Origin of the sequence: Ligilactobacillus sp. 110_WCHN, assembly GCF_030518115.1 — a bacterium.
In the GTDB taxonomy this organism is placed as follows: Bacteria; Bacillota; Bacilli; order Lactobacillales; family Lactobacillaceae; genus Ligilactobacillus; species Ligilactobacillus aviarius_C.
On sequence record NZ_JAULLI010000029.1, the window covers coordinates 1 to 13745 of the forward strand.

The 13745-nt window shown below is 34.9% G+C and carries 11 protein-coding genes; 3 read left to right on the top strand and 8 right to left on the bottom strand.

The genetic code is table 11. The features are described 5' to 3' along the window. Window positions 1–11 precede the first annotated feature (11 nt). Window positions 12–1526 (top strand): glutamate/gamma-aminobutyrate family transporter YjeM, encoded by a 1515-nt coding sequence (yjeM, locus tag Q3C15_RS08110; RefSeq protein ID WP_302704909.1) that lies wholly within the window; start codon window positions 12–14, stop codon window positions 1524–1526. Between the two features lie 50 nt (window positions 1527–1576). On the opposite strand, the gene Q3C15_RS08115 is transcribed toward yjeM, so the two are convergent. Next, complete coding sequence (locus Q3C15_RS08115) at window positions 1577–2824, bottom strand: DEAD/DEAH box helicase (RefSeq protein WP_302704910.1); 1248 nt, start codon at window positions 2822–2824, stop codon at window positions 1577–1579. 313 nt (window positions 2825–3137) lie between these two features. On the opposite strand from Q3C15_RS08115, the gene Q3C15_RS08120 reads away from it, so the two are divergent. After that, on the top strand, window positions 3138–4358 hold the full coding sequence (locus tag Q3C15_RS08120; RefSeq protein ID WP_283573650.1) for an MFS transporter: 1221 nt from the start codon (window positions 3138–3140) through the stop codon (window positions 4356–4358). A 54-nt stretch (window positions 4359–4412) separates the two neighbouring features. On the opposite strand, the gene Q3C15_RS08125 is transcribed toward Q3C15_RS08120, so the two are convergent. The 7 genes from Q3C15_RS08125 to xerA all read right to left on the bottom strand — a co-directional run bounded on the left by Q3C15_RS08125 (window position 4413) and on the right by xerA (window position 13085). Further along, window positions 4413–5168 carry an exodeoxyribonuclease III gene (locus Q3C15_RS08125; RefSeq protein WP_302704911.1) on the bottom strand — a complete coding sequence of 252 codons (756 nt, stop codon included), beginning with the start codon at window positions 5166–5168 and terminating at the stop codon, window positions 4413–4415. A 166-nt stretch (window positions 5169–5334) separates the two neighbouring features. After that, entirely contained in the window at window positions 5335–5922 is a 588-nt protein-coding gene (locus Q3C15_RS08130; RefSeq protein ID WP_368045397.1) for a DUF3841 domain-containing protein, read from the bottom strand. A 194-nt stretch (window positions 5923–6116) separates the two neighbouring features. After that, entirely contained in the window at window positions 6117–6560 is a 444-nt protein-coding gene (locus tag Q3C15_RS08135) for a hypothetical protein (RefSeq protein ID WP_302704913.1), read from the bottom strand. A gap of 264 nt (window positions 6561–6824) precedes the next feature. After that, window positions 6825–7685 (bottom strand): SIR2 family protein, encoded by an 861-nt coding sequence (locus Q3C15_RS08140; protein ID WP_302704914.1) that lies wholly within the window; start codon window positions 7683–7685, stop codon window positions 6825–6827. A 154-nt stretch (window positions 7686–7839) separates the two neighbouring features. Then, entirely contained in the window at window positions 7840–10956 is a 3117-nt protein-coding gene (locus tag Q3C15_RS08145; protein WP_302704915.1) for a type I restriction endonuclease subunit R, read from the bottom strand. Window positions 10957–11006: 50 nt separating this feature from the next. Beyond that, entirely contained in the window at window positions 11007–12101 is a 1095-nt protein-coding gene (locus Q3C15_RS08150; protein WP_283577302.1) for a restriction endonuclease subunit S, read from the bottom strand. A 6-nt stretch (window positions 12102–12107) separates the two neighbouring features. Then, the gene (gene xerA / locus Q3C15_RS08155; RefSeq protein WP_283573379.1) at window positions 12108–13085 is read right to left on the bottom strand and encodes a site-specific tyrosine recombinase/integron integrase; all 978 of its coding nucleotides are present in this window, start codon (window positions 13083–13085) and stop codon (window positions 12108–12110) included. Between the two features lie 165 nt (window positions 13086–13250). On the opposite strand from xerA, the gene Q3C15_RS08160 reads away from it, so the two are divergent. Continuing rightward, a partial coding sequence (locus tag Q3C15_RS08160) for a restriction endonuclease subunit S (RefSeq protein WP_302704916.1) occupies window positions 13251–13745 on the top strand: 495 nt, incomplete at its 3' end.

Genomic DNA, 13745 nt, shown 5'->3' on the forward strand with positions numbered 1-13745 from the left:
AGAATTATTAGATGAGCGAAAACAACAATGCAAAGAAAATCACAACTGGTGCATTAGTCCTGATGATCTTCTCAACGATCTTCGGGTTTGCCAATACACCGGTTGCCTTTATGCAAATGGGATACGGTGCGATCCTATGGTACATTTTAGGTGCATTGCTCTACTTCCTTCCAAGTAGTTTGATGTACGCTGAATACGGTTCTGCTTTAAAAGAAAGTAAAGGTGGAATTTACTCATGGCTTGATGCCTCAATCAGTGAAAAATGGTCATTTATTGCTACCTTTATTTGGTTATCCGCGTGGGTAATTTGGCAAGTAATGGTTTCTCAAAAGATCTGTATCACGATTTCAACCATTATCTTCGGCCATGATACAACAAACACATGGCATCTGTTCGGATTAAATTCAACTTTAACGGTTGCATTGATTTCGATCATCGGTGTAATTGCAATTACCTGGCTCGTTAACCACGGAATCGATACAATTGCCAAGATTTCATCAATTGGTGGATTAGCTGTTATGTTGCTTAACGTGACATTGATTCTTTCAAGTGTCTTTATCTTATTCAAGAATCACTTTCAATTGGCTCAACCAATTCAACACGTTTCACAATTTGCAACGTCGGTTAACCCACAATTCCAATCACCGATTGCAATGATTAGCTTCATGATTTACGCAATCTTCGCATACGGCGGCCTTGAATCAATGGGTGGAGTCACTGATTCATTAGATAAACCAGAAAAGACTTTCCCACGGGCAATCATTATCAGTACGATCGTTATCGGGATCGGTTATGCATTAAACATTTTCCTTTGGGGAATTACAACCAACTGGAATCATGTTATTAATCATCCTGACGTAAACTTAGGTAACATTACATACGTCTTGATGCAAAACCTTGGATTAGAATTAGGAAAAGCATTCCACCTATCAACGCACGCTGCATTGACAATGGGAACGGTCTTCTCACGGTTATCAGCGATTGGAATGTTATGTGCTTACTTAGGTTCATTCTTCGTTTTGATCTACTCACCATTGAAGTCATTCATTATGGGTTCACCAAAAGAACTTTGGCCAGAAAAAGTTACAAAGTTAAACAAAAAAGGCATGCCTTCATTTGCGCTTTGGGTTCAAACCGCAATCGTATGTGTCATTATTGGTGGGGTTGCGATCGCATCAACTTTGATTCACCAAGATTCAAAGTTCTTGTTCAACCTTTTAACTTCAATGAGTAACGTTGCATCAACATTGCCATACCTCTTCTTGGTTGCGGCCTTTCCGTTCTTTAAGAAGCGGCAAGACCTTGACCGGCCGTTTGAAGCTTTCCACAGTCGGAAAACAATGCTTGTGATCGTAACAATTACCTTGATCACCCTTGCAATTGCAAACGGCTTTACAATCATCCAACCATTTATTGAAAAAGATTGGGTTGGCGCCGCAGCAACCGTTGCTGGTCCGTTAGTCTTTGGAATCTTTGCATGGGCGCTTTACACAACCCGTTCAAAGCGGATCAAAAACAATGATTAATAATTGAATATTAAATAACCGTGGTCGCGTTTAACGATCACGGTTATTTTTTATCTTTTCTTATGAGCAGATGGCTTTCCCTTGTTCTTTCGATTCCGTTTCCGGTTCTTCTTTTTCTTTTTTGGTTGTTCCTCATTTTTAGCAACTGGCTTCCGGTGTTGGCGCCGTTTCTTCAAATCAAGATCAGCCATTGCCTCTTCGCCATAAAGCATTCCCTGATAAAGAATCCCGTTCTGAATATCAAGTTTGCTTTGATCCATGAACTGTTTAAAGTTGCGTAATTCATGTTCATTTCCTAAATTCAGAACTGCTCCTGGCGCACCCATCCGACCAGTTCGTCCGGCCCGGTGAATATACGTCGTTTGGTCTTTCGGAATATCATAATTAATAACAGCTGGTAATCCCGGAATATCAATTCCCCGGGCTGCAATATCAGTGGTTAAAATAAAGGTCAATTTGCCCTTTTTCAATGCAACTAATGCCTGTTGCCGCTCTGTTTGCCGCCCATTACTACTTAACATTGCAACCGGAATATGATGATGTTGCAGCTTCTGGTAAACTTCTTCAAGCGTTGCCGTTTGTTTGAAAAAGACCAAGGCGTGCATTTCAGGTAAATTGGCGATTTTCCGCAACATATCAACCCGTTTACGCGTTGGGGTTTCCAACAAATAATGGGTAACCTGGCCCCCAGTAATATCTTGATCAGAAACATCGATCACTTGCGGTTCAATTCCAAACCATTGATGAAATTCATTAAAAACCGGCGCTTTCGTTGCGGAGAAGAAAACTAACTGAATTTCTGATGGAGCATGACTCAAAATATCACGAATTGTATCCATTGATTCTTTTTCCTGAAGCATTTCATCCGCTTCATCGATTACGGCTGCAATTACTTTATGCAATCGTAATTTTCGTTGTTCGATCAACTGTAACATCCGGCCTGGCGTTCCAACGACAACTTCCGGATGCTTTTTCAACCGTTCAATTTGGCGTTTAATGTTAGCCCCGCCAATCAAAGAAATCGTATTGAGGCCAATCAATTTTCCCCACTCACGAATAACTTCTGTGATTTGGGCAGCCAGTTCCTGTGAAGGCGCCATTACAATCAATTGCGTTCCATCTCCAGGCATTACCTTTTCAAGCAATGGCCACGCATACGCTAAGGTCTTTCCTGATCCAGTCGGTGCAATCCCCAGAACATTTTCGCCAGCTTGCAATGGTGCTTGCGTCGCTTGCTGAATTGGCGTTAATTCGTTAAATCCCTGTTCTTTAAAATACTGTTTAAATTTTTCGTTCATAGTTATAATTCCTCATTTATTTAATGCCTTTTTATTGTAGCATTTTCCTTTTCAGATTACACTTTTTCGTTGCGATTAACCTTTACCCTGCTTTTATAAATTTCAATTAGAACCGGCGCATTTTTAAAGTATACTTTAAAAATATGCAATTTATAGTCAATATTTAAAATACATTTTAAATCAGTTTAAAAATTTTTTTCCCATTGGCTCTCAAAAAGAGTATAATCGTTCTTTGAAAAATAAATGATGCCCGTGAGCATCGATTTTGGAGGGACTTAAATTGAATAGTAAAAATGATTGCACAGCTGGAAAAATGACCAGGAATCAAAAGTGGACGATTGCTTCAACGGCGGCCGGATTTTCACTTGAAAACATGGATATCATGTTTTTGTCATTTGCATTAACCCCGATTATTGCCAGCCTCCATATTTCGCAAGGAGCGGCTGGCTTGATTGGAACGATGACTAACCTGGGAATGTTATTCGGCGGTGCAATTTTTGGTTTATTAGGTGATAAAATTGGGCGAATCAAAACATTCAGCTATACCATTTTTATCTTCGCATTCGCAACCGGCGCAATGTTCTTTGCCCACTCGCTGCCCGTAATCTATGTTTTACGATTCTTAGCCGGAATTGGGGCTGGCGGTGAATACGGCGTTGGGATGGCTTTAATTGCTGAAAACTTTGAAACCAAGCAAGTTGGCCGCATGACTTCGGTTGCCGCAATTGGCGGCCAGGTTGGGGCGATTTTCGCTGCCCTTGCCGCTTCATTTATCATTCCGCACTTTGGCTGGAATGCCCTTTTCCTCCTCGGAATCATTCCGGTAATTTTGACTTACTTTGTCCGCCGGCACTTAACTGAAAGTCAGGAATTCTTAACCGCGAAGGAAGATGCCCAAAAGAACCATCGCAAAATTTCGTTTACCCGTTTATTCGCAACTCCACGGTTAACCTTTCAAACGTTAGGGTTAATGGTCATGACGATCGTTCAAATTGCCGGCTATTTTGGATTAATGAACTGGTTACCATCAATCGTTCAAAAACAGCAGGGGCTTTCTGTTTCAAAATCTTCAATTTGGATGATTGCCACAATTATCGGAATGAGCCTTGGAATGGTCGTTTTCGGCTATATCATGGATAAGTTCAGTGCGAAAGCTGCATTCAGCATTTTCTTAATTGGGTCCGCATGCGTCCTTTTCATTATCCTTGCCGCTCACACCGCCTTAACAATGATTCTTGCGGGAATGTTAATTGGTTTCTTCTCAAATGGAATGTTTGGCGGATATGGCGCAGTTATCAGTCGCCTTTATCCAACTGAAATCCGTTCGACTGCCAATAACCTGATCATGAATGTCGGCCGGGCAATCGGTGGGTTCTCATCATTCATCATCGGATTATTGATGCAATACTTTAACTTGAAGGTTACCATGATGTTCTTATCAGGGCTTTATTTGATCAGTTTCATTGTCATGCAACTGTTACCGGGATTTCGCCAACTTAAAAATGTCCCAGCCCCGGACGTTGAACCTGAATAAAGATAATTTCACATGAAACAAAGAGGTTGTGATACGAGTCACAACCTCTTTTAATTACAACTTAATTTTTAATTCGACCGGACAATGATCTGATCCCATTACATCGCTTAAAATCGCAGCTTCTTGCAACTGATCTTTAAGATCATCTGAAACAATAAAATAATCGATCCGCCAGCCCGCATTCCGCTTCCGGGCGCCAAACCGATAACTCCACCATGAGTAAGCTCCGATTTGATCCGGATTGAAATACCGGTAAGTGTCAACAAAGCCACTATCCAACAGTTTCGTCATGTCTTGGCGTTCTTCATTTGAAAAGCCGCCATGGTGATGATTACTCGAAGGATTCTTCAAGTCGATCTCTTCATGTGCAACGTTAAGGTCGCCACATAAAATAACTGATTTTTGAGCTTTTAATTTAAGTAAATACTCCCGAAACGCGTTATCCCACTTGACCCGGTAATCAAGCCGTTCCAATTTGGGCTTGGCATTCGGCGTATAGCACGCCACCACGTAGAATTTGTCAAATTCCAACGTGATTACCCGACCTTCATCATCAAACTCATCAATTCCAATTCCGTTTTGAACGCTCAACGGCTTCTTTTTTGTAAAGACGGCTGTTCCCGAATAACCCTTCCGTTCAGCGTAATTCCAATAAGATTCGTATCCCGGAAAGTTCAAATCTAATTGGCCCGCGATCAACTTCGTTTCATTAATGCAGAAGATATCGGCGTCTAATTCTTTAAAAACATCTTCAAATCCGTGCTTAATGGCTGCCCGAATTCCGTTCACATTCCAACTGACCAGTTTCATTTGAATTGCTCCTTTAAGTCCTAATTCTATTTTCAGGGTAACGCAAATAAGACGGGGATTGAAATATTATGCAATCAAAACAGTTTCATAAGTTCAAAATTGATTTTTGCAAGCAGATTTTAAAACAAAAAACCCGCAACAACTTAAAGTCGTTACGAGTTTACTTTCAACTAATTTCGCGCACCCTTGCGCCCTTTTTCAAACGCCAAACTTTCCGCACCTGATCAATTTTTAATTGCCAAAAGCATCCCTGAACTATTTCACCATTCATTGTCCATTCATCCTGACGGCGAATCGTAATATCAAAAATTTGCTGCCATGATTTTTCCTTGACACGTTGTTGCTTCTTAGGCGTTAAGCTCTCAAACCAGTTATTTAATCGTTGATATTCTTCATGGCTTGTTGCTGGAGCAAGATAGCTGTTACTTAATACAAAATGCCACTCTTCAAATTCACTTAATAGAACTTGTTTTTCGGGAATATCAATTTCCATACAGACTTCATCTTCATAATCTTGAGCCCAACGAAAATCAGGACGACAATGTTGATAATTTTTGCTGCGATACCATGCCCAAATCGGGGTCTTAACGTTTTTCGGCGGATCATCAACTTTTCTTTTCATTTGATCGATCATCCACTGATATGCATTTTGAAAATTGACTTCTTCTAAAAGAATGGATTTATGCGAATCACAGTTAAAAATTCCGTCTCGCTTTAATTGTTGGTAAACGCAGTAAGGTTGATTCGTCCACATAATCAATTGCAACATCCCCTTATTTTTATACCTTAAATAAATTATAGCATCCTCCAAATTACACTTTTGACTAATAAAATATGGATTGTTATAATCAAAGTAACAAAAAACAGTTACGTTCTGTAATGCTTGTTTTGTTGTCCAACAAAAAAGGCCTCACGTAGGTGTCTCCTACGATTGAGGCCTTTTTTATGCTAAATTTCATCAAATTTTTCTTCGAACTTTAAGCTATATGCTAGGAATAATTTTCTACAATTCGTCTCACCTATAAAATTATCGTCCTCATTGATTAAAATATACTTAATCATATTCATTATTACTTCCTGACTATAATCATTAATATGCTTAATAAAATACATAATTTTTAATCGATGCATAAGATCATTGTCTTCAAAAACCTCTTCCGGTTGAGTAAAATCCAGCTTTTTTAGTCTATCAATATATTTATTTCCAGGTTCACTAACATTTAATGAAGAAAGAGATTCAAATCTTCTTAAACGATTATTTATTTTGTTCTTATCTCTTTCCGTTAAAGTTATACCTCCATTATTTTTTAATTTTAATAAATACTTTGAAATTGGTAATGCAGATTGCGGCGATAAATTTGTTATAAATTTTATTGCTATTTCTAATGGCATATCATCCTCTTCAAGAAAGTAGCTTTTAACATAATCCGCATAACTTGGATATTTATATAAATATCTATTATCTCCAAAAGCAACAACTAGATTTCGCTTTTTTAATTCATCTGGTAATTTGTCAAGATTAACAAAAGAAGTAAGAACATTCTTTAATTCCCCTTTTTTACCTTTTATATCGATGATTTTTCTAAACGCTGCTTGATACTTAGCAATTTCACTTGGTGATACGCCTTGATCTATTTCAGCAACTTTTTCATATATTTAAGAATAGTTATCAGTTGAAAGTTGCGTATAGTGAACTCCAAATGTATCGCAAATTACTTCGCTAACCTTTGACTGACCCTTTTTATAATCAACAACTCCAATTCTCCTAGCCGCATCTTCAATTGAAAATGGCATATTATCTGCTAAATCTTTTAATAAACAACGAATATTTTCATCCGTAAGTGAATAACCTAAAAATAGAATTGGAGATTCAGTTAATTTACTTAAAATTTTTGCATTCACTATTGCAGATGTTCTTTTAAGATTCTTATAGTCACTTGCAGTAATAACAATACTGTTCGGATCATCTATTGAACCATGGATTTTATATAATTCATTTATATCAGCTGTATTTTCAAATAATCCTTTGTTTCCTATACGGACTTTGATTCGGTTATCAAATTGCTTTTCTATAAACCCATCATAGTTTGTTGTTACAATTAGCCTCGCTTTTTGGAGCATTTGTTGAAATAAAGCTAGCTCTTCTTCAATGCCATCTTTTAGTTGAAGATTAGAGTATATCTCTGCTATTCGGCATCTGAATGGTGATATTCTTCCTTTATGCGCTTGTTCAGGCGAAAGATTTTTCAATGTTATTTTTCCATTATAAAATTCTGAATCAAATTTTTTCTCTATCTCTTCTGCCAAGTTAGTATATATATCAAAACTTGTATTTTTATCTTTTTCAAGTTCATTAAATCTAGCTAAGTAAGAACTATCGATATTTGACTCTTCCCATAGTTTCTGAAGCAAATCATCCCAGGTGGGTGCATCCATAAAATATCGGCGAGTTATACCTGAACCAATAAAGATTATTGGAAATTCATTGTTATTTTTTAAATGCTCTAAAAATTCCATACTTTTCCCCTTTAATTTTTGTCTATTAATTTAAGTAGTGTAATTATAGCATTTTAAGAGGAATTATCATTAATAAAATATTGCATATCAAAAAAGAAGTATCAACTATATAACAAAAGTCAATACTTCTTTGTACTCTAATTAACGATTAAAGCTATTCATTTGAAGCCATTAATTCAGCCTGTTCAACAACCGTATTAACCGCCTCTGGAGCAATATCTGGTGGATAGCCATATTTCCGTAATAGACGTTTTACAGCGACACGCATTTTAGCCTGAATATTCCGGCGTTTTTCCCAGTCTACTCCAGCTTCTTTTTTCACTAATTTCACTAATTCTTGCGCAATCAAGTGAAGTTTCTCTTCGCCTAAGACTTCAATAGCTTTTTCATGGTCTGCTAAAGCATCATAAAAGGCAATTTCTTCTTGGCTTAATCCTAAATTTTTACCTTTTTCTTGTTCAGCATTAATTTTTTTTGCCATTTCTATTAGTTTACGAATAACTAACTCACTTGTAATTCCTCGTTTATTATATTCGTCAATTGATTTCCTAAGCATTTCTTCAAATTTTTCAGACATAACCTTATTTGTCCTCGTCATTGCTTTTATTTTTCCTTTAAGCAGTTTCTCTAATAAGGTAATTGCTACATCCTTTTCAGGCATCTTATCAACCTTTTGTAAAAATTTGTCTGATATTAAGTCAATATTTTGACGTTTAATTCCTAGTTCATCATATAAATCAACGTTTGGTTCGGAAATAATCGATTGGTCTAACAATTGCTGCATCTGGTACTTTACATCAACATGCTCTCCAACTTTTGCTTCAGTATCTGGTTGTTTTAGCTTTTGAATAAAGACTTTAACCGTCTTAAAAAAAGCAATTTCTTTACTATACACTTGTGCTTCCGGTTGAGTAGAAGTTAATGCATACGCCTTTTGCAATTCGGTAACTACGTCCAAAAATTTTCTTTGTGTTTCTTCATCTTCGTGAAGAATTTCATTAGCCACTTGGCGAGTCACCTTAAGCCGGATGGTTTTATCTTCAGAATCAAAATCAGAGTAATCCACGCCATATAGGAAATCATTAGTAATAATATTATATTTTTCCTTTAATAAAGCTACGGCTTTATTCATATTGATTCCGACTTGTCCCTGGTCTTCCGTTGAATATACATTTAAGGCATCTTTTAAATTTTCAGCAATTCCAATATAGTCAACAACTAGTGCACTATCCTTGTCTTTGAAAACGCGGTTAACTCGAGCAATTGCCTGTATTAAATTGTGTCCCTTCATTGGTTTATCAATATACATTGTATTCATTGACGGAACATCAAATCCTGTTAACCACATATCAACAACGATGACAATTTGAAGCTCATCGTTATTATCTTTCATTCTCTTTTGGAGAATACGCCGTTCACTTTTATTGGTTTGAAATTTTGCCATCTCCGGTCCATCTGCAGCAGATGACGTCATTACTACTTTAATCTTTCCTTTATTTAGATCGTCACTTTCCCATTCAGGACGTAACTTGATAATTTCGTTATAAAGTCGAACAGCATTGCGACGAGACATTTCAACAATCATTGCCTTGCCAAATGCTTCTTTTTGACGCGACTCAAAATGGTTAACAAAATGGTTAGCAATACTTTCTAACCGAGGTTGTGCCCCTGCTAGTGCCTCCAAGCGGGAATATTCTCGATTTCGACGAGCATTTTCCTCAATATTCGGATCATCATCTAAATTTGCCTCTTTAAGTAATTGTTGATATTTTTCTTGTGCATCATCTCGTAATTTAAGTGGAAACACATGACTCTCATAGTAAATTTTTACCGTTGCATGATCATTAACAGCCTGAGTAATATCATAAACATCAATATATTTACCAAACACCGCTACGGTAGATTTATCAGCATTGGAAATTGGTGTTCCAGTAAATCCAATAAATGCTGCATTTGGTAAGGCGTCCCGTAAATACTTAGCAAAACCATATCGTAAACCATTTTCCGTAAACTTTGCCTTTAGTCCATACTGAGTACGATGTGCTTCATCTGCAATAACAATAATGTCGCTTCGATTACTCAAAACTGGCATCTCGGTCTCACCTTTATCAAAATTTGGCGAAAACTTTTGAATCGTTGAAAAAACAATTCCTCCAGCCTGTTTATCCATATATTGACGCAATTCTTCACTTGATTCCGCATGCTCAGGAGTTTGGCGAAGAAATTCATGGGCAGCTGAAAAGGTATCAAATAATTGATCATCTAAATCATTTCGATCATTAACTACTAATAATGTAGGATTATTTAATTTTCTAGCCACGATACTTGAGAAAAATACCATTGATAAGCTTTTTCCTGATCCAGTTGTATGCCAAACAACCCCAATTCTTTTATCTTTAGGATCGTTAAGGGTTCGCTTAGCAGCTTCAACCGCCTTATTTACCATATAGTATTGGTGATAAGCAGCTAGAATTTTGATTGTATTATCTCCGTCAGTCTCAAAAATGATAAAGTTTTCAACTAAATTAAGTAAGTCTTTCGGACTCAGCATGTACTTTATCATTGTTTCTAATTCTAAATCGTCGCCTACAGATACATTTTTAGGTTCTCTCCAGCGCATAAAACGATCAAATCCAGCTGTCAGTGAACCGGCACGTGAATTGATTCCATCTGATATTACTAAGATTTCATTATATTTCAGAAAATCTGGAATATCTTCCTTATAAGTTTGTAATTGGCGATATGCATTTTTAATACTTACATTTGGATTACTTGCATCCTTAAATTCAAATGTGACTAGTGGTAATCCATTAACGAAAATCGTTGTGTCTGGACGCCGCTCTTTATTTCCCTCAAAGGTAAATTGGTTAGTTGCAATGAAATCATTTTTTTCTACATTTTTAAAATCAATTGGATATAATACCTCTGTTCGATTTTCGCCGTTAATTGTCGTTTTTACTCTAATTCCTTCAATAAGAAGCTTGTGAAAATAATGATTATTAATCATCATATCAGGATTATCAGACAAACGGATAAGCTGCCGTAAAGCTTCATGATAAATTTCTTCAGAATATCCTGGATTTAATTTTCGAAGAGCTTGTTCTACTTTATCAATTAGCAAAGCCGTAGCGTGGTCATTTTGACGCATTGCATCTATTTCTGGGCTAGGTAAAGATGAACTGGGGCTTTTATAAATTGTATAACCCACTTTTTTTAGAGTATCTAATGCAAGATTTTCAATATCTGACTCTAACAAAAAGTTTTTTGACATATTAACACGCTCCTTTCTGTGATTAAGATGATAAATGATAATTTAGCTGCTTAAAAATATTTTTGTAGTAAAATTTGCTTGATATAAGTTAATTGTTGATTTTCTCTAATAATCTCGATTCGTTTGTCATAAATCGGTTTCATTAATGTATTTAGTTTATTTAGTTTTTCTTCGTTGGGTATATAAACCTGCGATTCTTTTAAATCACTTCTTTTAATATGTCCCATAGTTGTTGCCTTTCCAGAGGCAATAGTTTGAAATTTATTTAAGTGATATTTAGTCCATTCATAGATAAACCAGTTGGGATATTTTTTTGAAGTAACCTTAAACAAATGTTGATTAAGTCCCGCAGTTGTGCCTAACCAATTTTTCACAAGAAGTGTGCCTGACCAGGAAAATATAATATCGCCAGTTTTTACAATAAAATCTTCATTGATTTCTGATGAACATCTATCTGAAGATGAATCAGTAAAACCTTGATTCAACTCTTTAATTTTTAGAACAGGTAAGCTTTTTTCATTACTTTTGGGCCTATATTTTTGCATTGCTAATCCGTTTCTATAATTAGCAATATCTGTCAAATTTGCCTTACTGTAATTAATGTTCTTAACTTCTTTTTCAAAAATAGTTGTCAGTAATGAATCTAAATTATCATTTATACGATTATTTAAATATATTTTTCTTTCAAGAAGTAAAATTGAATGATATTTATCATATTGTTTTTCCTTTGAAACTAATTCAAATTCATAATCAAGAATTGCTTCTTTATCACCACGTGGCATTTTTGTTCCCTTAGATGTAGACATAACATAATTAAAAAAAGAATCACTTTGTAAAACACAATATAAATATTCCTTTGATAATTTTTCATTAGTAGCCCTGAAACATAAAACGTCGCTTGAACGTGTACCACTTCTATCAGCAAACCAAATTTTCTTAAAATAAGGTCGAATATTAGATATTAGTACATCTCCTTTTATAAAATTATTAACTGTTTTTGTAGTAGGTAATTTACTATTACCAAATTCAACTCCTCCTCGATTAGGTAACATGTTATCTGTACTAATATAATTAGCTACATCTGCATCTTTTATATCTACTCTCGTTTTAACTAATTCAACAAAATCACGTAATTTTACCTTCAAAATTCATCACCCTATATATTTTCTATGTGCTAATTTTACGTTTTGCTGTTTAACCATTGCATAATGTAGTGTTGTATCAATCTTTTTATGCCCCAATAATTGTTGAAGTTGTTCTATTGGCATTCCCTTATCAATCGCGGTTGTTGCCAAAGTTCTTCTAAATTTATGAGGATAAACCTTATTTATTCCTATTTTCTTTCCTAATTTTTTTAATCTTGATTCTACTCCTCCAATTGTCAATCTTGTATTCTTACCATACAAAGAAACGAATAAAGCAGGATTATTATCATTTCTAGTATCTAAATATTTTTGCAAATGCAATTTAGCACGTGCATCAAAATACGCAATTCTTTCTTTATTTCCTTTTCCAAAGACTACACATTCTCGTTCTTGAAAATTTATATCATTACGATTTAATAAAACTAATTCACCTACACGAATTCCAGTTGAAGCAAAAAAATCAATCATTGCTAAATCCCTTATTTGAACACAATTATCGCGTAATTTTTCTAATTCTTCATCAGAATACGTTTCCTTTACAGTTGTTGATACTTTTACTTTATGAATCCTTCGCACTGGACTTTTAACTATATAATCTTCATCTTCTAGCCAATTAAAAAAACTAGATAAAATTCGCCTAATATTATCAATAGTTACCTTACTAGAACTATGTAACTTTTGATAATTTGTTAAATAGTTCCTCAATTCATCTGTTATAATTTCTTCAGCATTTTTACCAATTGTTGATAATGCTTTAGTTAAAGTCGCTTTATAATACTTTAACGATTTTTCGGAACACCCTTCTGCCCTCTTTGCAGCAAAATACTTTTCCAATAGTACTTTATTATCTTTTGAACTACCTTCTTTTACATTATTTGAAGAAGTAATAAGATCTTTAAGTACAGATTTTAATTGTATTAATTGTTGATTATTCAAATAGGGTAACATTTCTCTAATAATTTTTTCTGACTCTTTGTTTTGCATAGTAAATATCTCCTTTTATTACTATTACATCACATAATATCCGTCAATTATTAGCTAAATGATAATTTATCTAATATTTTATTATTAAATTTAGCAGAATTAATAAATTTAAATAAGTTTAAATTAAAAAAGATTAGCAATCTAGAAATAACTGTCTCTGATCATGTGGCAAACGGTAGTTTTAAGTCTTTAAAGAATAATGTTTCATATTTTGACAAACCTAACTATGCATTATTTATTAGAAATATTGACTTTAAAAATAATTTAGAGGGAAATAAGAAATATATTGATAAAAAATCGTATGATTATTTAAAAAAATCACATTTATCCGGTGGTGAAGTAGTAATTTCAAATGTAGCCGATGTTGGAAGTGTTCATAGAACTCCATTTATAAAAATTCCAATGGTAGTTGGTAATAACCAAATCTTTATAAAATCGGAAAAGACATTTTTAACTGATTATCTTTATGTTTACTTCCAATCATTTTGGGGACAACATGCAATATTTTCAATCACATCAGGATCAGCACAGCAAAAATTTAACAAAACGGATTTCAGATCCCTTGAGGTACCCATACCTACAAAAGATTGGATACGGGAAAATATACAACCATATTTAACACTTCAAGATAACATATTTAAAGAAAATGTTTTTTTAAAA